At 44.8% G+C, this 21,493-nt stretch carries 22 protein-coding genes and 2 other RNA genes; 7 read left to right on the top strand and 17 right to left on the bottom strand.

Annotated features, from left to right (window positions below):
* Positions 1-85: 85 nt before the first annotated feature.
* From B1A85_RS03390 to B1A85_RS03335, 12 genes are all read right to left on the bottom strand, one after another.
* Positions 86-634: an OsmC family protein gene (locus tag B1A85_RS03390; protein ID WP_104545490.1), complete on the bottom strand. Its 549-nt coding sequence runs from the start codon at positions 632-634 to the stop codon at positions 86-88.
* 111 nt (positions 635-745) lie between these two features.
* Positions 746-1,624: a sulfurtransferase gene (locus B1A85_RS03385; protein WP_104545489.1), complete on the bottom strand. Its 879-nt coding sequence runs from the start codon at positions 1,622-1,624 to the stop codon at positions 746-748.
* Between the two features lie 479 nt (positions 1,625-2,103).
* Positions 2,104-2,492: a transfer-messenger RNA gene (ssrA, locus tag B1A85_RS03380) on the bottom strand.
* Between the two features lie 113 nt (positions 2,493-2,605).
* A complete protein-coding gene (locus B1A85_RS03375) occupies positions 2,606-3,553 on the bottom strand; it encodes a F0F1 ATP synthase subunit gamma (RefSeq protein ID WP_104545488.1) in 948 nt (315 codons plus the stop codon).
* A gap of 141 nt (positions 3,554-3,694) precedes the next feature.
* A complete protein-coding gene (gene atpA, locus B1A85_RS03370; RefSeq protein ID WP_104545487.1) occupies positions 3,695-5,212 on the bottom strand; it encodes a F0F1 ATP synthase subunit alpha in 1,518 nt (505 codons plus the stop codon).
* Positions 5,213-5,304: 92 nt separating this feature from the next.
* On the bottom strand, positions 5,305-5,859 hold the full coding sequence (atpH, locus tag B1A85_RS03365; protein WP_104545486.1) for an ATP synthase F1 subunit delta: 555 nt from the start codon (positions 5,857-5,859) through the stop codon (positions 5,305-5,307).
* Positions 5,856-6,413 carry a F0F1 ATP synthase subunit B gene (locus B1A85_RS03360; RefSeq protein ID WP_104545485.1) on the bottom strand — a complete coding sequence of 186 codons (558 nt, stop codon included), beginning with the start codon at positions 6,411-6,413 and terminating at the stop codon, positions 5,856-5,858. The genes atpH and B1A85_RS03360 overlap by 4 nt, the downstream gene beginning before the upstream one ends.
* Before the next feature lie 103 nt (positions 6,414-6,516).
* The gene (locus tag B1A85_RS03355) at positions 6,517-7,008 is read right to left on the bottom strand and encodes a F0F1 ATP synthase subunit B' (protein ID WP_104545484.1); all 492 of its coding nucleotides are present in this window, start codon (positions 7,006-7,008) and stop codon (positions 6,517-6,519) included.
* 127 nt (positions 7,009-7,135) lie between these two features.
* A complete protein-coding gene (gene atpE / locus B1A85_RS03350; protein WP_015187511.1) occupies positions 7,136-7,381 on the bottom strand; it encodes an ATP synthase F0 subunit C in 246 nt (81 codons plus the stop codon).
* Positions 7,382-7,494: 113 nt separating this feature from the next.
* A complete protein-coding gene (gene atpB / locus B1A85_RS03345) occupies positions 7,495-8,256 on the bottom strand; it encodes a F0F1 ATP synthase subunit A (protein ID WP_104545483.1) in 762 nt (253 codons plus the stop codon).
* A 44-nt stretch (positions 8,257-8,300) separates the two neighbouring features.
* Entirely contained in the window at positions 8,301-8,756 is a 456-nt protein-coding gene (locus tag B1A85_RS03340; protein WP_104545482.1) for an ATP synthase subunit I, read from the bottom strand.
* 90 nt (positions 8,757-8,846) lie between these two features.
* Positions 8,847-10,031, bottom strand: a complete 1,185-nt coding sequence (locus B1A85_RS03335) for a bifunctional 2-polyprenyl-6-hydroxyphenol methylase/3-demethylubiquinol 3-O-methyltransferase UbiG (RefSeq protein ID WP_104545481.1) — start codon at positions 10,029-10,031, stop codon at positions 8,847-8,849.
* Positions 10,032-10,475: 444 nt separating this feature from the next.
* On the opposite strand from B1A85_RS03335, the gene B1A85_RS03330 reads away from it, so the two are divergent.
* The 7 genes from B1A85_RS03330 (at position 10,476) to B1A85_RS03300 (ending at position 19,445) form a co-directional block, all read left to right on the top strand.
* The gene (locus tag B1A85_RS03330) at positions 10,476-13,859 is read left to right on the top strand and encodes a phycobilisome rod-core linker polypeptide (RefSeq protein WP_104545480.1); all 3,384 of its coding nucleotides are present in this window, start codon (positions 10,476-10,478) and stop codon (positions 13,857-13,859) included.
* Positions 13,860-14,372: 513 nt separating this feature from the next.
* Positions 14,373-14,858 (top strand): allophycocyanin subunit alpha, encoded by a 486-nt coding sequence (gene apcA / locus B1A85_RS03325; RefSeq protein ID WP_104545479.1) that lies wholly within the window; start codon positions 14,373-14,375, stop codon positions 14,856-14,858.
* A 62-nt stretch (positions 14,859-14,920) separates the two neighbouring features.
* Complete coding sequence (gene apcB / locus B1A85_RS03320; RefSeq protein WP_104545478.1) at positions 14,921-15,406, top strand: allophycocyanin subunit beta; 486 nt, start codon at positions 14,921-14,923, stop codon at positions 15,404-15,406.
* A gap of 309 nt (positions 15,407-15,715) precedes the next feature.
* Entirely contained in the window at positions 15,716-15,919 is a 204-nt protein-coding gene (locus tag B1A85_RS03315) for a phycobilisome linker polypeptide (protein WP_015187504.1), read from the top strand.
* Positions 15,920-16,066: 147 nt separating this feature from the next.
* Positions 16,067-17,233, top strand: coding sequence for an FtsW/RodA/SpoVE family cell cycle protein (locus tag B1A85_RS03310; protein WP_104545477.1), 1,167 nt, complete (start codon positions 16,067-16,069; stop codon positions 17,231-17,233).
* Between the two features lie 66 nt (positions 17,234-17,299).
* Entirely contained in the window at positions 17,300-18,040 is a 741-nt protein-coding gene (locus tag B1A85_RS03305) for a cytochrome c biogenesis protein CcdA (RefSeq protein WP_104545476.1), read from the top strand.
* Between the two features lie 10 nt (positions 18,041-18,050).
* Positions 18,051-19,445, top strand: a complete 1,395-nt coding sequence (locus tag B1A85_RS03300; protein ID WP_104545475.1) for a cytochrome c biogenesis protein — start codon at positions 18,051-18,053, stop codon at positions 19,443-19,445.
* Between the two features lie 19 nt (positions 19,446-19,464).
* Here B1A85_RS03300 and queF read toward each other — a convergent pair whose 3' ends face one another.
* From queF to B1A85_RS03275, 5 genes are all read right to left on the bottom strand, one after another.
* Entirely contained in the window at positions 19,465-19,956 is a 492-nt protein-coding gene (queF, locus tag B1A85_RS03295) for a preQ(1) synthase (protein WP_104545474.1), read from the bottom strand.
* A 22-nt stretch (positions 19,957-19,978) separates the two neighbouring features.
* A complete protein-coding gene (locus B1A85_RS03290) occupies positions 19,979-20,374 on the bottom strand; it encodes a hypothetical protein (RefSeq protein WP_104545473.1) in 396 nt (131 codons plus the stop codon).
* Positions 20,375-20,542: 168 nt separating this feature from the next.
* A complete protein-coding gene (locus B1A85_RS03285; protein ID WP_104545472.1) occupies positions 20,543-20,920 on the bottom strand; it encodes a phasin family protein in 378 nt (125 codons plus the stop codon).
* A gap of 25 nt (positions 20,921-20,945) precedes the next feature.
* Positions 20,946-21,042, bottom strand: an RNA gene (gene ffs, locus B1A85_RS03280) — signal recognition particle sRNA small type.
* A gap of 161 nt (positions 21,043-21,203) precedes the next feature.
* Complete coding sequence (locus B1A85_RS03275; protein WP_104545471.1) at positions 21,204-21,470, bottom strand: YciI family protein; 267 nt, start codon at positions 21,468-21,470, stop codon at positions 21,204-21,206.
* Positions 21,471-21,493: the final 23 nt, after the last annotated feature.

The following is a 21,493-nucleotide window of genomic DNA, read 5'->3' as shown; positions in this document are numbered from 1 at the left end:
AAATATAGGCTCAATCTATACGCTGTTATGGCAATATCGCTCTTGAAGATTGAGCCTAATCCATTGAAATGAGCAAATCAAAAATCTAAGCGAGCGAAACTTCCATGTTTACAGGTAGCCTTAGTGTATTAGCAACCGGCGACCAATAGTTGGAATGCGCAACGAGTTCCTCTAGTTCTTCACGCGTTGCATCGCCTTCTAAATCGACTTTGACGCGAATATCAGTAAATCCCAACCGCTTTTCAGATAAATCGCCAATTCCCCACACACCTGTAATATTGATATCGCCCTCAAGTTCTAATTCAAGTTTGGTGAGGGTAATACCACGCATAACAGCATTCGCATGGATACCAACTGAGAGACACGAACCTAAGCAAGCAAGTACAGCTTCCGAGGGATTTGGTGCTGTATCTTGTCCTAAGAGACTCGGTGGTTCGTCAATAACATGAGCGGGTAAATCGCGGACGTAAGTTAAGTTACGAAACTGTCCTTCACAAACTGTCTTAACTTTTAGTGACTTAACTACATCTGGATTAGCTTTCGCGTTAGCTGCTAGCTTTTCCAAACCCTCTTTGCTAACTGGGCGCAGTGGAGATTTCACTTGTGTTGTCACTGTCGTTTCAGCCATTGGTATTTAAATAGAACGTTCTATCTAATTCAATCAGAGGCAATTGTAGAAAACAGTAAATTGTGCTACGTAATACAAGCTCTTTGCTTCAAAAACGCTTAGCTTTCTGCACTAAATTTAAACTTGCGTAGGAATCTTGCTTTGGCTTGGTTCCCCTGTTTCAATTGGTAGTGACGGATCGCGCGACCATTCATTCCAAGAAGCAAAATAGTTGCGTACGTCTTTGATTCCAGCTTCTTTCAACGCAATCAGTGTATTTGATGCCCGCGATCCTTTAAAGCAGTATACGTATACTGTTGAGTCAGGAGTGATACCGACTTCTCGACAAATTTCCAGAATCTCATGAGTAGGACGGAACATTGGAGTTTTTGCATCGGATTCCATCATCCGATACCACTCGATCCAAACCGCGCCAGGAATTCTACCTTTACGCGGGCAAAAGTCTACACCATAAGGTGAAGAACTTTCTCCTCGCCATTCATCTGCATCTCTGACGTCAAGTTTGACAATCGCTGGATTATCTAAAGCTTGCAGCATTTCTACTGTCGTTACCATGATGGAAGAATCAATTTCGTGAGTGACAAAACTTTTCTTCTCGGTCGCGGGTATTTCTGTTGTCGTTGGTAAGCCCGCTGCTAGCCATGCTTGATAACCCCCGTGTAATACGGAAACTCGAGGACAGCCGAAGTATCTTAATAAAAAGTATCCTCGACACGATTGTCCGTAACCCGTATTTAGTGCATCTTCATAGATAATGATATGCTCTGTACCAGAGATTCCTGCTGCCCCTAAAAGTTCAGTAAATTGCGATCGCATGCTATTTAATCCTTCAGGGGTAGAAGTTGCTAGGTAAGTAAAGATCTCTCGTAAGTTGACTGCTTGAGGAATATGCGCCGCAGCGTACTCTTCAGGTGCGCGAGTATCTAGAACAACAACTGAGTTTTGCTCTAAAAGATTTGCTAGTTCTTGCGGCGAGATTAAGGGTTTGGTTTCCATAGATTTACTGAGCTTGTATAAATTAACTTTTGCCAAGTTACTTTGTCAGAATGGTCATATGTGTAAATCCATGTCCTCGCTATGTCTTAATAAAGTACTTGCACTTCTGACAAATTTACGCTTCAACCTTGTATATAAAAGTTCTTCCTTGTTTTTTTCCTAAAATTGAGGCTGAAAGCTGCCAAGTTTCCTATTCAAAACCTACCGCTAGGGAATTTGGGGGCAAGCCTCAACTCCGAGCCAAAGCGCTTGTGCTTGCACTACAGCAAAAAGACATGACTAGATTTCACGGCTTCAGATTTGGATTTGAGCTTTTTCTGACTTAATAACTTTTGTCTAGATTTTCTATACAATTAGTAAGCCAACAAGCCGTTTATTACAGTGTCTTTTACTACTAATTTCCCTAAGCTTTTTATATAAAATCATAAACATAAAAAAAAGTCTGCCTTAACACCCAAGGTAGACTTTCAAAAGCTTATCAATGGAGCTGGGCAGGATCGAACTGCCGTCCGTAATGGGTATTAGCCCTCCGTTCATTCACAGGCTTAGCCTTTCTGATCCTCAAGGCGGGAACCACTCATTATCCCGAGTGGTAGGATGCACTGGTTAAGTCTTAGCTAGCGAATAACCAGAGAAACTTCGCTAGGGCATCCGTTGGGGGTTGGTCTGCAGCCCTTAACGGAGTCAGACTACAGACGCTCGAATCTTTGAGAGATTATTAGGCAGCTACTAGAGCTTGCTTACGAGCAAAAGGAACGATGTTGTTCGCAGTTACTTTTTTTCGAGCCCGGTATTAACGAGAGAAGACTCACTCTCGACCTGCATCACAGAGCAGCGTTCGCCACCACGTCGAAACCATTACAGCCCCGTGCGTCTATATTCTCATTATAATTAGCTAAATGGGAATTGACAAGTTATGAGAAGTCGGGGTCAGGAGTCGGAGGTTAGAGCGTTTCTTTCCACTAACCTTGAACTTATCTTTTATCCTAGTGCTTGTGCACCGCCAACAACTTCGAGAATTTCTTGTGTAATTGCAGCTTGGCGTGCTTTATTGTATGACAGCGTCAGGGTATCAATAAGTTCGCTAGCATTATCGCTAGCGTTATTCATCGCGGTCATTCTGGCTGCAAGTTCGCTGGCTGCGGCTTCTTGTAGTGCGCGTAAAAGTTGGTTGTTGAGGTAAAGCGGAAGTAAAGCATCGAGGATTTGCACGGGGTCTTGCTCAAAGAGCATATCGCGCGGGAAGCTACGAACAGTTGTGCTGACTTTTTGGCGTTCTACCTCAAATTCACCGCCGCGCGTGGTTAAACGGAAGATTTCGTCATCTGCGGTTTCTAAGCCTTGCGCATCGAGTGGTAGTAATGTTTGTACTACTGGTCTAGAACTGACTAAGGAAACAAATTTAGTATAGATTAGCTCAACGCGGTCTACACTCTCAGATAAGAAGAGGGAAAGCAGTTCATCGGCAATGCTCGAAGCCTCTGCAGCAGTGGGAATTTGCTCTAAGCCTGTGTAGGTTGCGTCAATCGGTTGGTCGCGTCGTTGGAAGTATTGAATCGCTTTACGTCCAACTAAAACGTATTTGTAGTCCAAACCTTCGGCTTTAAGTTCTTTGGCGCGATTTTCAGCACGGCGAATAACGTTTGTGTTATAGGAACCACACAAGCCGCGATCGCCTGCAATCACTAATAGTCCTACTGATTGAACTTCACGTTTTTTTAATAGCGGTAAATCTACATCTTCAAAGCGCAACCGACCTTGTAGGTTATAAAGTACTTGTGCTAAACGATCCGCGAACGGACGAGTTGCCGTTACCTGTTCTTGTGCGCGACGTACCCGCGCTGCTGCCACGAGACGCATGGCTTCTGTAATTTTTTGAGTATTCTTGACCGACTGAATGCGATCGCGAATTGCTTTTAGATTAGCCATAGTTTTCTCAATTCTCAGTTGTCGTTACAGAGACTAGGATTCAGGGGGTTAGGGATTGGGGTTAAGCGAAAATACACGCGATCGCTGCTATCGCTTTCACTTTCATTAAATTCTCTGACCTCCGACCCCCAACCCTTCAAATTAGACAGCTGCCAAGAAAGTTTGTTTGTACTCTGTTAGTGCTTCTTTGAGTAGCTTTTCTGCATCATCGGTCAACTGCTTTTCTCTCTGAACAATTTCGCCATATTGCGGCTTACTTGTTTTTAAATATTCGCGCAGACCTTTGGTAAAGCTTGTAACCTTATCCGCTGCAATATCATCAAGATAGCCGTTGATCCCCGCATAAAGAATCGCGACTTGTTCGTACACGGCTAGTGGCGAGTACTGCGGCTGTTTCAACAGTTCGCGCAAACGTTCACCACGGGCTAGTTGGTCTTGTGTTGCTTTATCTAAGTCTGAGGCAAACTGGGCAAAAGCTTGCAAGTCGTCAAACTGCGCAAGTTCGAGCTTTAGCTTACCTGCAACTTTCTTCATTGCTTTAGTTTGAGCAGCAGAACCTACGCGCGATACTGAAATTCCAGGGTTAATTGCTGGACGAATACCTGAGTTAAACAAGTCAGCAGACAGGAAAATTTGCCCGTCTGTAATCGAAATAACGTTTGTCGGAATGTAGGCTGATACGTCGCCAGCTTGCGTTTCAATAATTGGGAGCGCGGTCATACTACCTCCACCAAGTTCATCATTGAGTTTCGCGGCTCTTTCGAGTAAGCGCGAGTGGAGATAGAAGACATCACCTGGATAAGCTTCCCGACCTGGCGGGCGGCGCAAGAGTAAGGACATTTGACGATAAGCTTGAGCTTGCTTGGAAAGGTCGTCGTAGATAACGAGCGTTGCTCTGCCTTTGTACATAAAGTACTCTGCCATACTGGCTCCCACATACGGCGCTAGCCACTGTAATGGCGCTGGGTCGTTAGCATTTGCTGCAACAACGATCGTGTATTCCATCGCGCCTCTTTCTTGAAGCACGTTGACGACGTTTGCTACCGTCGAAGCTTTCTGACCGATCGCAACGTATACGCAAATAACGTCGCCACCTTTTTGGTTAAGGATTGTGTCTACAGCGATCGCGGTTTTACCGGTTTGGCGATCGCCGATGATCAGTTCGCGCTGTCCTCGACCGATGGGAATCATCGCATCGATCGCGGTAATTCCTGTTTGTAAGGGTTCATAAACCGAACGGCGGTCGACGATCCCTGGTGCAGGAGATTCAATCAAGCGGCTTTCAGAAGTTTGAATATCTCCTTTTCCATCGATTGGGCGACCTAATGCATCGACGACGCGCCCGATCATCGCTTCACCTACAGGTACTTGAGCAATTTTGCCAGTTGCAGTTACGGAACTCCCTTCTTGAATCTCGCGACCTTCGCCAATTAGCACTGCACCTACGTTATCTTCTTCAAGGTTCAGCGCCACGCCAACGGTTCCATCTTCAAATTCTAAAAGTTCTCCTGCCATGGCTTTTTCCAAGCCATAGATTCGGGCAATTCCGTCTCCTACTTGCAGTACCGTACCAACGTTAGCAACTTTAACTTCTTGGTCGTACTGCTCAATTTGCTGTTGAATAATGCTGCTAATTTCGTCAGGTCTAATGCTGATCATTTTTAGATTTTGGGTATTGAGGAATGTCGAGGTTATGAATATGAGTTAGGAGTTGCGGCTTAAGAGTCAGACTCTAGTCCCTAACTCCTTTTTTAGGCACTACCGCTCAGACGTAGGGAAAGGCGACGTAGTTGACCGCGGATACTCGCATCAAAGACTTGAGAGCCTACTTTAATGATGACACCACCAATCAAATCAGGATCGATTTTGATGTTCAATTCGACTTCACGCGCGTTCGTCATAGCAATGACTTTCTCGCGAACGGCTTGTTGCTGTTCTTCCGTCAACTCTACTGCGGAAGTCACTTCGGCTAGAACTGTTTGATTTAACTGTCGGAGAATTGCCAAAAACTGCTGGCAAATGTCTTCTAACAAAAGAATTCTTTTGCGGTCTACTAGCAGCATGAGGAAGTTCCGTAAATACGGGTTGATTTCTTCACCAACTACGCGCTGCAATACGGCTTTTTTATCCTCAGCTCTCACAAATGGATTTGCTAAGAAGTTACGCAGTTGCTCAGAATTCTCTAAAATGTTGAGTAAAGCGCGTATGTCGTTACCAAATTGTTCAGTCAAATTGTTTTTACGGGCAACCGACATGAGCGCCTGAGCATATGGCTCAACGATTTGGGTTGTGGCGCCACCTTTCATAAACGACCTCCCAACAGCGCGATACTGCGGTCAATTAACTTTTGCTGCGTTTCACTGTCTACACCAGTTTTTAACTGGGATTCGACTTTTTCCAGTGCCATTGCGACTACTCGTTGACGCAACTGGGCGATCGCGCGATCGCGTTCCGCATTCAAGTCTTGACTTGCGGTTTCTTTCATGCGTTCAATATCAGTTGCTGCGGTTGCCAAGATTTTTTCTCTAGCAATTCTGGCGTTTTCTTGGGCATTCTTGCGGATTTTTTCGGCTTCCGCTTGTGCCTGAGCCAGCTTTTGTTGTTGTTCTTCTAGTGCTGCTTTGGCATCGGCTGCACGCTTTTGCGCGCTGACAATTGCGGTTTCAATGCGTTCGCGGCGATCGCTGAGCGTTTTTCCGACTACTTTCCGCCCAAAGAAAAACAGCACGCCGATAATGATCGCCAGGTTAATTAGGTTTGTTTCTAGAATATTGAAATTCAACCCAAAACCGTGATTCCCTTCTGCCAATTCAGCATTCACAGCGCTGGCTTCTGCCATCAACAATAAAAAAGTTTCCATTGTACCCGTCCACATCTGCGCTGCTTGAGTTTGTCTTAATGAAATGATTGCCTATCCCAATCGTGGCATCAAGCTTCTACTCTAATTTTTATCTGGTTTCCAACTAACGCTGACTTACAAGCTGCGTCCCTAGCAGTTTTTCCATAATTTGTTGACTCAAAGCGTCAACTTGTTGCTCTAGCGATGCTAGGGCTTCTTGCTTTTGCTGTTCGATCTCTTGAGCCGCTTGTTCTCGCTGGGCTTGTGCTTCGCGTTGTGCCGCTGCTATTTTTTCGGCGGCAACTTTCTCAGCTTCTGCTTGAGCATCGGCGATGATTTGTTGCGACTGTCGGCGGGCTGTTGCGAGTTCTTGCTCGTATTGTGCAGCTAGTTGCTCAGCTTTTGACAAGCGCTCTCGCGCATCCAATTGATTTTTACGGATATACTCGTCCCGCTCGTCAATTGCTTTGCTCAGTGGCTTGTAAAAAGTCACGTTCAGAATCAAAACCAAAAATAGAAACTGTATGGCCATCAAAGGCAGGGTAGCGTCGATATCAAATAGCCCGCCTTCTCTACCTGCTGTTTCTGCTGCGAGTAAGATTATTGAATGTGTCATAGTCTCATACCCCTTTGATGTCATTCTAAGGGGCGATAGTTCGTTGAGCAGGAGTTGTATTTAAGTAATGAGCGAAATAATGTAGAGACGCTCGTCAAAAACGCCTCTACACTTGACAAATACTCGCTTACGAGAATGGGTTAGCAAATAATAATACAAGGGCAACAACCAGACCGTAAATCGTCAACGCTTCCATGAATGCCAAGCTCAGCAGCAGCGTACCGCGAATTTTGCCTTCTGCTTCTGGTTGACGTGCAATTCCTTCTACAGCCTGACCTGCTGCATTTCCTTGACCAATTCCAGGACCAATAGCAGCTAACCCGACAGCAAGAGCAGCAGCTAGAACTGAAGCAGCAGAAATCAATGGATCCATGATATTTTCCTTACCTTGACAAAACTGAATTTACAAAAGAATTTTTGGACTTGCTCTCAATTGCTAGGTTTGGTTATTAGGTGTCTCTAATCTCCATTCCTTAGTCCTTCGGTTTATGCGTGTTCCCCGTGTTCTTCACCATGCCCGTGGTCTTCCATCGCTTCTCCGATGTAAGCTGCGGCAAGCGTAGCAAAGATCAGCGCCTGAATCGCACTAGTAAATAGACCTAATGCCATTACTGGCAAGGGAACAAACAGCGGTACGAGTAACACCAGCACTCCCACGACTAATTCATCCGCGAGGATGTTACCAAACAATCGGAAGCTCAGGGAGAGGGGCTTGGTAAAATCTTCGATAATTTTAAACGGCAGCATAAAAGGTACAGGCTGCACGTAGTTACCAAAGTATCCCAACCCTTTTTTGCTGAATCCCGCGTAGAAATATGCTAAGGATGTCAGCAAAGCTAGTGCCACCGTGGTATTAATGTCACTGGTGGGAGCGGCAAGTTCGCCTTCGGGTAAGTGAATCAGCCGGAAAGGAACAAGCGCACCTGACCAATTTGACACAAATATGAACAAGAATAAAGTGCCGACAAAAGGCACCCACGGGCGATACTCTTTTTCCCCGATTTGATTTTTTGCCAAATCCCGAATGAATTCTAGGGCATACTCCATGAAGTTCTGTAGCCCGCGGGGGATTCGGTTGATATTTCTTGTAGCGGCAAATGACACAATTACCAACACCGCAATCACAAACCATGAGGTCAAAAAGACCTGACCGTGAACTTTGAGATTGCCAATTTGCCAGTAAAGGTGTTTACCTACTTCTAATTCGGCGAGGTGAGCGAAGTTGACGACGTGCAAAATATTTAGCATTTTCCCTTCAACTGGATTCCCCAAGCTTTGAGAATAAGACTCTTCTAGGATTGCCCGACTTTGCGAGAGCCAGAGACAAATGTCGTCCGTAGTACGTAGACGATCAGCGAAGCTTTGTAGGTGAGAAAACCTAAAAATATAGGCAAAATTTGCAGTTGATTCCACCGGCTTGCCAGTAGAATTAACCCAATTAGTAAAGCTAACCGAGTTTTACTCAACTGCTTTTTTTCTCCGCCTAGTCGCTCTACATCTCTTGCTAACATCCTCAAGTAAACCACACCAGTACATGCCCCGATCAGATAGTTCAAGGCAATGTTGAGGGAATAAAATATCCAGACAAAGACAAAGATAATCCCTGTCAATGCCACAGTCCAAAGTAGCAACTCTTGTGAAAGTTGATAAAACTCTTGCATCGAGTTGCTTGGTTTTGACGCAGCAAAACCAGTAGGGAGATCTCCCTGAGAAGGTGCGGGTTCTGAGGAGTTGTTTGCCAAGTTCACGGGAAACGCAAACCATTACGGTTGATTAAATTGACTCTAATGAGCCAGTTGAAATCATAACACGTTGCGGTAACAATACTTAAAAAACAATTAACTCGGGTTTAAGATAATTAGTCCAGACTTCAAGAGCGATCGCGCGCTAGCTAACTCTAGCTTGACTTGAGACAAAATCTCGCTTACCGTTTTTTGTTGGGCATTGGCGTCACAAGCTTGCAGAAATTCAAATTCTGCTTCGGATAAGTTCACAATTTGGTAGTCGTAGTTGAATAAACAACGGCTTGCCCATCCTTCGATACATGGATGACGTTCGGGAATAGCGGCAAGTAGCGTTTCATCGTTTGACCAGTCGGCTTTAGGTAAGGGAGGACGCCCTAGAAAGAATTCGTAGTGTGTTGCGCCTTCAGGATCTAGCAATTCGATCAATCGATATCGGGCGCGATCGCTTAAACCTTTTGCACGTTGCATCAGCGTTGGCTCTTTTCCTACGAGTCGTTCTAATTGCCAATAACTCGGATTGGAAAAACCTAAAAAGTCCAAACCCGAAGCGTCAATCAATTCAAAAAGTGTCTCGATATTGTAGTCAATTTCTTGAGGATGAACGTACATATCCGCAAAATTTGCATCGCGCTGATTTTCTAGCGACCAGCGTTCTTTTTCGCGTTTGACAAGGCGATTATTGTCTGGCAGAGCAGCAAAGATTTTTCGTCCGATATAGACGCCATCTTGGTAATCACCTTGGTGTTGGAGAAGCGCGATCGCTTTTTGCATTAACTGAATTTCCCAACGCCCTAATTCTCCATAAACAAAAACGTGCATTATACCGCCAGGAGCGAGTTTAGCGGCTAATGCTTGAATACCTCGAATCGGATCTTCGAGATGGTGCAATACTCCTACACAGTTAATGAAATCAAACTCTCCTGAAAGCTGGGCGACGTCATACAAGCTGAGATGATGAAATTCGACGCGACGGTCGGTACCAGATCGCGCGCAGCGATCGCGCGCTACAGCTAATGCGCCGGAACTTAAATCAATCCCGACAACTGCAGCTCTAGGATTGAGGTGCACTAGATACTCAGTGCCTACTCCTGTACCGCATCCTGCATCAAGAATGCGGATATCTTGCTTGTCAGGTTTTTGACCTGTACAAAAATTGTATGCTGCCGTCCAATTCCAGCGCCAGTTATACCCAGGCGGTGGGCTATCTAAAAGCGGTTCTGGAGGAAAAGGATACGTGTCGTATAGCCGCTGCACGGCAGAACTGATGTCTCGATCCATATGTGAAAAGTAACAAAACTTATCTTTTTTCTCAGGCGCTCTGCCTATATCCACTATGATCTCCTACGTAACCTCCATAAAGTTACGTATAAAGCAGAAAAAGCCGCAGTCAACTCCCGCCCTGTCTAAGCAGAGGTGAGGTTGATAAACAGCAAAGTTTGTCAAGTAAATCGTTGACTGTTAAAAGCTCGTTTTCCTTTACAACTGACTTAGGTCGTAAGTTGTAAAGCAAGAAGTAGCCCAAGTTTCGACTTCGTTCTTGGTTCGGCAAGCAAAAAACGAACATCATTAAGTTTTGTGGAGTAGTACCACGCTCGCTTGACTTTCTTTAACCAAAAACATTTTGGGTGGGAAATTCTAGTGGGAAAATAGTAAGCAACAGAAACTAGTACTCTAATTTAGATTGATCGCTGTTGTGATCTCAAGGGAGTTTTAGGAATAATAATGAGTGTTAAAGCAAGTGGTGGAAGCTCGGTTGCACGCCCGCAACTATATCAAACACTAGCCGTCGCCACAATTTCCCAAGCGGAACAACAAGACCGCTTTTTGGAACGCGGCGAACTAAATGAATTAGCCAGTTATTTTGCATCGGGTACAAAACGATTACAAATTGCTGAAACTCTGACCCAGAATTCAGCATTGATTGTGTCTCGCGCTGCTAACCGCATCTTTGTGGGAGGTTCGCCAATGGCGTATCTCGAAAAACCACGCGAGCCAGAAATGGCAACGGTAGGTGCGAAAGAAGCAGCACAAGATGCCGCGCGATTAGGGAACATCACGTACGTAGAAAGTCGGGGTGGATTTTTAGAAGGACTGCGATCGCTCTTTAGTGCTTCGCCGAGTGGTCCTACCCCGCCAGGATTTCGTCCGATCAACGTGGCGCGCTATGGTCCGAGCAACATGCAAAAGTCGCTACGCGACTTGTCGTGGTTTTTGCGCTATGTGACTTATGCGATCGTGGCTGGCGATCCAAATATTATCGCGGTGAATACGCGTGGATTGCGCGAGATTATTGAAAATGCCTGTTCTGGAGAAGCGACAATAGTTGCTTTACAAGAAATGCGGCAAGCTGCAATCTCTTACTTCCGTAGAGACCAAGAAGCAACGGACATTGTGTCCCAGTACATGGATGTCTTAATTACTGAATTCAAAGCTCCAACACCATCAAATAAACTACGCCAAACTAATTCGCCAGATAAGCAAGGCTTACAGCTACCACAAATTTACTTTAACGCAGCAGAAAGACGGCAAAAATTTGTCATGAAGCCCGGTCTTTCTGCAACTGAAAAGCAAGACGTTGTTAAAGCAGCCTACAGGCAAATTTTCGAGCGCGATATTACTCGTGCTTACAGCCAGTCAATTTCTTATCTGGAATCTCAAGTGAAAAACGGCGATATCTCAATGAAAGAGTTTATTCGCCGCTTGGGTAAGTCACCACTGTATCGCAAACAGTTCTACGAACCATTTATTAACAGCCGAGTCGTTGAATTAGCTTTTCGCCACTTCTTGGGTCGCGGTCCATCAAGTCGCGAAGAACTACAAGAATACTTCTCGATTATTTCGCAAGGCGGTTTACCAGCTTTAGTTGATGCCTTAGTAGACTCTCAAGAATACTCCGACTACTTTGGTGAAGAAACCGTTCCTTATATTCGCGGTCTCGGTCAAGAAGCACAAGAATGCCGCAACTGGGGGGCACAGCAAGACCTCTTAAACTACAGCGCGCCGTTCCGCAAAGTACCGCAGTTCATTACGCTGTTTGCTGATTACAACCAACCTTTACCTGACCAACATCCCTACGGTTCAGGTAACGATCCGTTAGAAATTCAGTTCGGTGCGATCTTTCCAAAAGAAACTCGCAACCCCAGCACGCGACCGGCTCCTTTTGGTAAAGATACGAAGCGGATCTTAATTCACCAAGGACCCGCAATTAATAATCAAAACAGCAATCCAAAAGCGCGAGGAGAGTTTCCTGGAAGTCTTGGACCGAAAGTTTTCCGTCTCGACCAGTTACCTGGCGTTGGTAGCAGAAGAGCACCAACAGGTTCAAGTGTTAAATTCTCAGAAAGTTCGACACAAGCTGTCATTCGCGCTGCGTATCTGCAAGTGTTTGGTCGCGATGTCTACGAAGGACAGCGGCTGAAGGTCGCAGAAATCAAGCTAGAAAACGGTGAAATTAGCGTTCGCGAATTTATTCGTCAGCTAGCCAAATCAGATTTATTCCGTAGTTTGTATTGGACTCCTTTGTATGTAACAAAGGCGATCGAATACATCCATCGGCGGTTGCTGGGTCGTCCTACGTACGGCAGACAAGAAACAAACAAATACTTTGATATTTGTGCCAAGAAAGGTTTCTACGCGCTGATCGACGCCATTTTGGATAGTCCAGAGTATAGCGAAACTTTTGGTGAAGATACGGTTCCTTACGAGCGTTATTTGACGCCTGCAGGTGTTGCTTTGCGATCGCTGCGCGTCAGTAGTATCCCCGAAGATATTGTCAGTGCCAAAGTCGAAACAGAAGAAGTGCCGCGCTTTGTCGAATTGGGTACAGTTAGCGAGACTCGCTCGGAACCTAATATTCAATTCCGCGTGAATCAAGGTGTTTCGCGCCAACGCGAGCAAACCAAAGTCTTCAAGCTGGGCAGCAACGCGGATAAAAATGACGTTCAAACCATTATTCGGGCTGCATACCGTCAAATCTTTGAGCGTGACATTGAACCGTACATCGCTGAGAACGAATTTACAGCACTAGAAAGTCGTCTTGGCAACGGTGAAATTACAGTTAAAGAGTTTATTGAAGGATTGGGTGGTTCTAAGCTCTATATCAAAGAGTTTTACACGCCGTACCCAAACACAAAAGTCATTGAGCTAGGAACAAAGCACTTCTTAGGTCGTGCGCCGAAAGACCAGGGAGAAATTCGCAAATATAACCAGATTCTAGCTTCGCAAGGGATTCGTGGCTTTGTCAGCGCGATGGTTAATAGTATGGAGTATCTCCAAGTGTTTGGGGAAGATACTGTGCCATACCGCCGCTTCCCGACGCTACCAGCAGCGAACTTCCCGAATACAGAGAAGCTTTACAATCAGCTGACGAAGCAAAATGATGACTTGGTTGTCCCAAGTTTCGAACCGGTCAAGCCAAGAATGGATGCAGCGAAAATGCCTTTGACTGCAAAGGCGATCGCAGACGCGGCAGCAAAAGCCCGACAAATGGACCGCACTCGTCCGCTCTTTATCGAACTTGGTCGTTCGTTTAATGACGGTCGCGGGCAATCGGTCGAAGTTGGTGTAGGCACAACTCGTCGCCGACCCGCACGCATTTACCGTGCGACTCAAGGTACCAGCGCTGCAGAAATGGCGCTAGTCGTTGATGCGATTTACGCGCAAGTTATGGATCTGTTCAGCGGTCAAGTTCCTGCAAGTCTAAGGCGTCCTGATTTAGATAGCAAGCTCAAAAATGGCGAGATTTCAGTACGCGAATTTGTCCGCACACTGGCAAGTTCAGAGGTTTATGTACGGCGCTTCTATACGCCATACCCCAATACTAAGGTGATTGAATTTTTATTCCGTCATCTCTTGGGTCGGGCACCCGCGACACAGCAAGAGATTCGTCAATACAACAAGCTGTTAGCTGATGGTGGCTTGAAAGCAGCCGTTGACGCGATGGTCGATAGTGCTGAGTATGCTCAATACTTTGGCGAAGATGTCGTTCCCTATCGTCGCTATCCGTCTTTACCTGCAGGTAACTACTTGGGTAGCGTGAAGGCAGCAGCAGACCTTGTTAAACAATCTTGGTCTGATTTGTCTCCTTCGGTTTTAAACCGCCTCTAAAGTCTCGGCAAAGCTCATTTTGAGTAAATAATTCGACTCAACCTCTGACCGGTCAAAAGAAAATGACGGGTTAGAGGTTTTTGTCCGCAGGAAAACTGAAAAGTAATGTTAAAAACTGTTAACAGGTGACTCAGAAGATGAACCAAATGCCGCAAAATATTTGCGGAAGGTAACTGTGTCTGCAAGCTGATGTATTTCTGGTTACGCGGGTAACTGGTAGATGTCTTGACGAGAGCAGTAAACTCACTGGTAAGTCAAAACAGATCGAGCAGCAGATGTTATAAAAAACACCTTGGAAAAGCTGGGAACTCTCCCCAATTGGAACACAAATGTAGCGGAATTCCGCATAGTGGCATCCAAAAAGTTGAGTAAATTGCTACTAGCAGCGGGGATATTGCAATATCCCATACTTGAGTTGCTCAAGATAACAGCTAGCAGCTTGGACTTACTGCCAATGTAAGTACGAGAAACAAAACAAAACCTGGTTTCATTAATTTTTGGAGGAATCGGTTAATGAGTATCGTCACGAAGTCAATCGTGAATGCGGATGCCGAAGCTCGCTACCTCAGCCCTGGCGAGCTAGATCGGATTAAAACCTTTGTTACAAGTGGTGAGCGTCGTTTACGCATTGCACAAACGCTAACAGACAACCGCGAGCGTATCGTTAAGCAAGCCGGCGATCAACTATTCCAAAAACGTCCTGACGTTGTTTCTCCTGGCGGAAACGCTTACGGTCAAGAAATGACAGCAACTTGCTTGCGCGACATGGATTATTACCTGCGCTTGATCACCTACGGTGTTGTTGCTGGCGATGTTACTCCAATCGAAGAAATTGGTGTTGTTGGAGTCCGCGAAATGTACAAGTCGCTCGGTACTCCTATCGAAGCTGTTGCTGAAAGCGTTCGGGCAATGAAGAACGTTGCTACTTCGATGATGTCTGCTGAAGATGCTTCAGAAGCTGGCTCTTACTTCGACTACTTAGTAGGTGCTATGCAGTAGGGTAAGAAAACCTACTTTTAAATTAATCATTGCAACACGGTGGGAAATAAGGAATTAAAACCATGCAAGACGCAATTACAGCAGTAATTAATGCTTCAGACGTACAAGGTAAGTACCTGGACAACTCGGCAATGGAGAAGCTAAAAGGCTATTTCCAAACTGGCGAACTCCGCGTACGTGCTGCTACCACTATTAGCGCTAATGCGGCAGCAATTGTTAAAGAAGCAGTAGCAAAATCATTACTTTACTCTGATATCACTCGCCCAGGCGGCAATATGTATACAACGCGTCGCTATGCTGCTTGCATCCGCGACCTCGACTACTACCTGCGCTACGCTACCTACGCAATGCTTGCTGGCGATCCTTCGATTCTTGACGAGCGCGTACTCAATGGTCTAAAAGAAACCTACAACTCGTTAGGCGTTCCTATCGGAGCAACAGTACAAGCTATTCAAGCAATGAAAGAAGTCACTGCTAGCTTAGTTGGTCCTGATGCCGGTAAAGAAATGGGTGTTTACTTCGACTACATCTGTTCTGGCTTAAGCTAATGACTCGCGCGCATAAGCGTAGCAGCTAGAGCTTTAAGGTACTTCTCCTTAAATTGAGGTCTGGAAGTTGATCGTGAGTGCTAAGACTGTTTTATCGCTTATTCAAAGCTTTAAAAAGCAGCAATAAGTGCTAAAGGTTTGGTATTGACGCTTGACTTCCAGCCTTTGAGCAATTAACTGAAAATTGTTCGATTATTAAAAAATTGCGTAAATACATGGGAAAATAGGGTAGCAGTGGTAGTTTGTTGCCCTCGAATCGCTTGAAATCAAAAATTTTCCAAATTCAATAATCAAGGAGAAACTCAACCAATGCGGATGTTTAAGGTCACTGCGTGTGTTCCCAGTCAAACTCGGATTAGAACACAGCGGGAATTACAAAACACCTATTTTACCAAGCTCGTTCCTTACGATAACTGGTTTCGCGAACAGCAAAGAATTATGAAAATGGGTGGCAAGATTGTTAAGGTAGAACTAGCAACAGGAAAGCCAGGAGTTAATACAGGCTTGCTGTAATTGCTTTTATATTTTTAGATTTAAGCGAGAGGTCTTGTGGGTCTCTCCTTTTTTATTGGAAGATAATTCATAATTCTTAAAGCCAAGGCGATCGCATAACCACAATAGCCGCTATACTCCTAATGTCATAACCTCAAATTCACTGCCGTGCAGATCCGTCAATTCATTCCTTTCTTTGACAAATCTGTAGCTGGATGGGCTAACGAAGCTCGCCTATTGCGTTGGTTAACGTTCCTGTGGTTGTTCGTCGGGCTAGTCATTTTATTTTCTGCATCGTACCCCGTTGCCGCTGTAGATCAGAACGACGGGCTTTATTTTGTCAAGCGCCAATTGATAGGAGTGGCTATTGGTTTAGTTGTATTTAACGTTCTTGTTCATACATCTCTACGCTTTGTACTTAGTATTACGCCTTGGAGTGTATTGCTTCTTTTAGGATTAATTTTTTTAACGCTGTTTATCGGAGAAGAAATTTTAAACGTTAAGCGCTGGTTGTCAATTGGCGGAATTCTGATTCAACCATCTGAGTTAATCAAGCCTTTCTTGATTTTGCAAAGCGCTCGTCTTTTCGGGCAATGGGATAAAATTAGCTGGCAAGCGCGCTTGTTTTGGTTAGCAGTGTTTGCACTGATTTTAGTCGGAATTCTTCTCCAACCTAACTTAAGTACAACCGCGCTCTGTGGCATGGCATTGTGGCTAATAGCACTCGCAGCCGGTTTACCCTATCTCCCTTTAGTAGGAACAGCTTTATTAGGGATATTAGCGGCAGTTGTCAGTATTAGTAAGAATCCCTATCAACTTAAGCGAATTACGTCTTTTCAAAACCCATGGAGCGATCCAGCAGACACTGGTTACCAGTTGATTCAAAGTTTACTGGCAGTAGGTTCAGGCGGAACGTGGGGAGCAGGATTTGGACTATCGCAACAAAAATTACATTATTTGCCAATTCAAGATACTGATTTTATTTTCGCAGTTTTTGCTGAAGAATTTGGGTTTGTTGGTAGTATCTTGTTGTTGCTTTTGCTAGTTATGTACGCAACAATTGCATTAATTGTGGCGCTCAAAGCTTGGCATCCAGTCCACAGATTAGTTGCAGTTGGTGCAATGATTTTTTTAGTAGGACAATCAATGCTGAATATTGGAGTTGCTACTGGAGTTTTACCTACAACCGGTTTACCACTTCCCTTTATTAGCTATGGTAGTAATTCAGTTATTTCCAGCTTGGCGATCGCTGGATTATTGATCCGTGTTGCTAGAGAAAACGCAGATGCTAATATTGTTGCTTTGCCTGAACGTAACCAGCGCCAAGCGCGCTAAAAGCTTTAGTCAGGCATCACGTAAGTTAAGATTGAAGCAGAATCAGCCTTTTAATGTATCTGCTCCATGCTCGAACTTTGGCAAGCTCGGTTGTACGAATTAGAACAATTTGCGAATACCCTCGTCTCTGACCAGTTAACGCATCTTGGCTGGTTGAGTATTGGTGTGATTTTTATGGCTGGTTTGTTGACTAGCTTGACACCGTGTATGCTTTCGATGCTGCCGATTACAGTCGGCTATATTGGCGGTTATGAAGCCGAAAGCCGCTGGCACGCGATGCAGATGTCTACTTGGTTTGCATTAGGTTTGGCAACTACTTTAGCAACTTTAGGAATCATCGCAGCATTCTTAGGACAAATTTACGGACAAGTAGGCATCGGGCTACCCCTTGTCGTTAGTATTGTGGCGATTTTGATGGGGTTAAACCTACTGGAAGCACTACCCCTACAGTTACCATCATTTGGTGGTTTAGAATGGATTTCGCAAGATTTGCCCCAAGGAATACGCTCCTATCTGATTGGTTTGACGTTCGGTGTTGTTGCTTCGCCTTGTAGTACACCTGTCCTGGCAACGTTACTTGCTTGGGTTGCGACAACGCAAGATCTGATTCTTGGTGCAACTCTACTTCTTGCGTATACCGTCGGCTATGTGGTGCCGTTAATTTTGGCAGGAACTTTTACAGTCGCAATCAAAAAACTGTTAGAGTTGCGCCGCTGGTCAGGCTGGATTACGCCAGTCAGTGGAGCATTACTTGTTGGTTTTGGCGTCTTTTCACTGTTGTCGCGCATTCCGGTAGGAAGTATTTAAATTTAAGTCAATGTCTTCAAATTCTGCCAATTTAAATTTGTGGTCATCACTGCGACGCTTTTTTCGACGTGAGTTTTTACCTGTACTAACAGACTTGCGCTTGGCAATTGTTTTGCTGTTAGCGATCGCGGTTTTTAGTATCGCAGGTACTGTGATTGAGCAAGGACAATCGGTTGCTTTCTACCAAGCCAACTATCCTGAAGATCCTGCATTATTTGGCTTTCTTAGCTGGAAAGTCTTGCTAAGGTTAGGGCTAGATCGCGTTTATCGTACGTGGTGGTTTTTGGCACTGCTGATTTTATTTGGTTCTAGCTTAACGGCTTGTACATTTAGACGCCAATTACCCGCACTGAAGTGGTTTTCGCGAACGTGGAAGTTTTACAAACAGCCGCAGCAGTTTCGTAAGTTTGCGTTGAGTGCAGAACTCAGTTACGCCACAGTCGATAAGTTAGTACCTCTATTAGAAAAACGCTATCGAGTTTTTCGCGAAGGAGATGCGCTTTATGCAAGTCGGGGTCTTGTAGGGCGCGTTGGACCTATCGTCGTTCATGCGAGCATGATCTTGATTCTGGTAGGTGCAATTTGGGGTGCGATGACAGGCTTTATGGCGCAAGAAATGGTTGCAAGTGGAGACACGTTTAAAGTCCAAAATATAGTTGATGCAGGACCTTGGGCAGCACCACAAATTCCTCAAGATTGGTCTGTACGAGTCAATCGATTTTGGATTGACTATACACCAACAGGCGGTATCGATCAGTTTTATTCCGATTTATCTGTCATCGATAACCAAGGACAAGAAGTTAAGCACAAAAAGATTTTTGTCAACGAACCGCTACGCTATCGTGGTGTAACTTTTTATCAAACTGACTGGGGAATTGCAGCGATTCGCATCCGACTGAATAAAAGTCCCATTTTGCAGCTACCAATGGCACAGTTGAATACAAACGGTCAAGGACGCTTATGGGCAACTTGGATTCCGACAAAACCCGATTTAAGTGCTGGAGTCTCGCTTGTTGCTAGAGATTTACAAGGAATGCTACTTCTTTATGACACGACTGGGCAGTTGATTAATACTGTGCGCCCTGGAATGGCGGTTGAGGTCAATGGTGTAACGCTAAAGATTGAGGACGTTGTCGGTAGTACAGGGTTGCAAATCAAAGCCGATCCAGGTATTCCCTTCGTTTATTCGGGTTTTGGCTTACTCATGTTAGGTGTTGTCATGAGTTACATCTCGCATTCACAAGTTTGGGCGTTACAGAAAGATGGTAAACTATATATTGGTGGTAAAACTAACCGCGCTCACGTTGCTTTTGAGCGAGAGTTTTTCGGTGTGTTAGATCAATTAGGACAGCCGACTGTCGTTCAAGATGCTGTGGGTGCGATCGCTAATCAAGACGCAACATAACCTTTTTACCCAATTACCCTTACTGGAAGCTTGACTCTTTGCGAGCTAGGACATTATTTTGGATTGGCGTTTGCTCGCGTTTATAATTGATTTCGATCGCCGTGTGTACATTACCGCGAGGATTAAAATCTCCCTTGATTTGAACTTCTAAAGGATCGCACGCAGCAACAAAGTCGTCTAAAATTTGGTTTATAGATTCTTCATGCGAGATGTAGCGATCGCGATAACTGTTGATATAAAGTTTAATCGACTTAAGCTCTACGACGCGCTCGTTGGGAACGTAAGTAATATAAATTGTGGCGAAGTCAGGATAGCCAGAAAAAGGACACTTACAGGTAAATTCTGGCAAAGTGATATGAATATTGTACCAACGCCCAATCCGCGGGTTTGGAAAGGTAATTAGTTTTCCCTCGGCAATATGACGTTCGCCGTACTTCTGTTGCTGAGCCGTTTCACTATCATCGGCTAGAGATTCAGTACCACTTTGCACTAAACTTGATTCATTACTCATGAGTCGCAATTTTTGCTAATTCCTAATTCTGTTCCCAATCTGGACAATTGCTATCATCCCAACCATACGGATGCATGGCACAAACTAACAAGTTTCCACTGTACACTTGACCGTGATAGTGACGACAACCGATACACGCGGCGTTTTGTTCTAAACTCGGTTCAACCTCATAAGGAAAAGAATGTTCTGCTTCTCCAACAAACTCCTCTAAATCCCAATAAACTTCCAAAAGTGGGTCGGCTAGATCGTTTAAATACTGGTCTATTTCCGTAGAAATTGTATAGTGAACCTGCTCGGTTATTTCTTCAGAAATCTCAAATACGGAATCAACGACCTCTGCAACTCCTTGAAAAAATCGCTCTACTTCGTCTGCTACTGTTTCTAGCATTTCAAAAAAATCTTTTTGCCACTTCTCCATAACTAACTATGTCCTTAATTAGCGCTTGAAGGAACACACTAGGCAACTTAAATCAATCGAGGTGGAATTGCCCTATTCGATCTATAGTGCAAAAACAGTAGCGACAGACAAAACTATTTATTAATCGCAACTTAATGCAACAAATGAAGCATGCACGTGAGAAAGATTTTATTGTTGTCGTTTAAGTCTTTGTAATTCTTCTTGCAGTCCTAAAACTTGCTGACGCAGCTTCTCTACGTCTCGATCGTCTTGCTGTACTGGTGTTGGTTCGTCGTCAGTTAAAATTTCGATGCGGCGTGGTTCTCTACTTTGACTGCTAGCACTAGATTCGTTTGCAGATGGTTGTTGTGCCTGCTGCATCAATTCCTCGACAAAGCGCTTAGCTTCTTCTGTCGTCATCTCACCACGTGCGACCATTTCTTCTGCTAACTTTTGGGCTTGCGATCGCAATTCTGATAATTTCACGCCTGCTTTCTCGCCTGCATAAGAAGCTAGCCCAACGCCGAGATAAAAAGCTCTTTGTACGACATCTCCAAATCCAGGCATAGTAGTCATTTGCTCCCTAAACTAAGGCGACCCGGAGTCCACGCCGATCGCGAGCATCCCGTATTGCTGCTACCTTCCGGTCCTGACAAGGTTTGGGCGTCATGATTGCATGGGTCCAGGTCTAAATCTAGGATAACACTTTAGATGCGCGATTGTGAGGTTATACTTTTCTTTGTTGGATAACAGGTAATAGGTAATTGAAAGTTGATTAATCTTTCTACCCATTACCTGTTACTGATGACCAGCTCGATCAGTTAACGTTAATTTTCATTTATTGACTTAATTATTCGACGACGACTTGCCACTCGTAGAGCTTGTATCGTACACAGCCATTTTGAATCAAAGGATCTTTGGCGACGATCGCTTTGGCTTCTTCAAGCGATGCGGCTTGAAACACCATCATCCCTCCACCGCGTTGAGTCCAATAGCCGCTACGGGCTTGGTGTCCTTTAGCAATCAATTCTTTGACGTAAGCTTTGTGGGCAGGTACGTGTAGGTCAAACTCTGGCTTTTCGACTATGCCTTCTTCAATCTTGACAAACCAAGGCATTTATGTTAACCCTCAGCAATAAT

This window comes from Chroococcidiopsis sp. TS-821 (assembly GCF_002939305.1).
Lineage (GTDB): Bacteria > Cyanobacteriota > Cyanobacteriia > Cyanobacteriales > Chroococcidiopsidaceae > Chroogloeocystis.
The sequence above is the reverse complement of the archived record's forward strand: the minus strand, read 5'-3'. Positions and strand labels throughout refer to the sequence as shown.

What these genes read in the sequence shown, in the direction of transcription:
- B1A85_RS03385 (WP_104545489.1), bottom strand. Translation starts at nt 1,624, where the DNA reads ATGGAAACCAAACCCTTAATCTCGCCGCAAGAACTAGCAAATCTTTTA.
- B1A85_RS03375 (WP_104545488.1), bottom strand. Translation starts at nt 3,553, where the DNA reads ATGGCTAATCTAAAAGCAATTCGCGATCGCATTCAGTCGGTCAAGAAT.
- atpA (WP_104545487.1), bottom strand. Translation starts at nt 5,212, where the DNA reads ATGATCAGCATTAGACCTGACGAAATTAGCAGCATTATTCAACAGCAA.
- atpH (WP_104545486.1), bottom strand. Translation starts at nt 5,859, where the DNA reads ATGAAAGGTGGCGCCACAACCCAAATCGTTGAGCCATATGCTCAGGCG.
- B1A85_RS03360 (WP_104545485.1), bottom strand. Translation starts at nt 6,413, where the DNA reads ATGGAAACTTTTTTATTGTTGATGGCAGAAGCCAGCGCTGTGAATGCT.
- B1A85_RS03355 (WP_104545484.1), bottom strand. Translation starts at nt 7,008, where the DNA reads ATGACACATTCAATAATCTTACTCGCAGCAGAAACAGCAGGTAGAGAA.
- atpE (WP_015187511.1), bottom strand. Translation starts at nt 7,381, where the DNA reads ATGGATCCATTGATTTCTGCTGCTTCAGTTCTAGCTGCTGCTCTTGCT.
- atpB (WP_104545483.1), bottom strand. Translation starts at nt 8,256, where the DNA reads ATGCTAAATATTTTGCACGTCGTCAACTTCGCTCACCTCGCCGAATTA.
- B1A85_RS03335 (WP_104545481.1), bottom strand. Translation starts at nt 10,031, where the DNA reads ATGGATCGAGACATCAGTTCTGCCGTGCAGCGGCTATACGACACGTAT.
- B1A85_RS03330 (WP_104545480.1), top strand. Translation starts at nt 10,476, where the DNA reads ATGAGTGTTAAAGCAAGTGGTGGAAGCTCGGTTGCACGCCCGCAACTA.
- apcA (WP_104545479.1), top strand. Translation starts at nt 14,373, where the DNA reads ATGAGTATCGTCACGAAGTCAATCGTGAATGCGGATGCCGAAGCTCGC.
- apcB (WP_104545478.1), top strand. Translation starts at nt 14,921, where the DNA reads ATGCAAGACGCAATTACAGCAGTAATTAATGCTTCAGACGTACAAGGT.
- B1A85_RS03315 (WP_015187504.1), top strand. Translation starts at nt 15,716, where the DNA reads ATGCGGATGTTTAAGGTCACTGCGTGTGTTCCCAGTCAAACTCGGATT.
- B1A85_RS03305 (WP_104545476.1), top strand. Translation starts at nt 17,300, where the DNA reads ATGCTCGAACTTTGGCAAGCTCGGTTGTACGAATTAGAACAATTTGCG.
- B1A85_RS03300 (WP_104545475.1), top strand. Translation starts at nt 18,051, where the DNA reads ATGTCTTCAAATTCTGCCAATTTAAATTTGTGGTCATCACTGCGACGC.
- queF (WP_104545474.1), bottom strand. Translation starts at nt 19,956, where the DNA reads ATGAGTAATGAATCAAGTTTAGTGCAAAGTGGTACTGAATCTCTAGCC.
- B1A85_RS03290 (WP_104545473.1), bottom strand. Translation starts at nt 20,374, where the DNA reads ATGGAGAAGTGGCAAAAAGATTTTTTTGAAATGCTAGAAACAGTAGCA.
- B1A85_RS03285 (WP_104545472.1), bottom strand. Translation starts at nt 20,920, where the DNA reads ATGCCTGGATTTGGAGATGTCGTACAAAGAGCTTTTTATCTCGGCGTT.
- B1A85_RS03275 (WP_104545471.1), bottom strand. Translation starts at nt 21,470, where the DNA reads ATGCCTTGGTTTGTCAAGATTGAAGAAGGCATAGTCGAAAAGCCAGAG.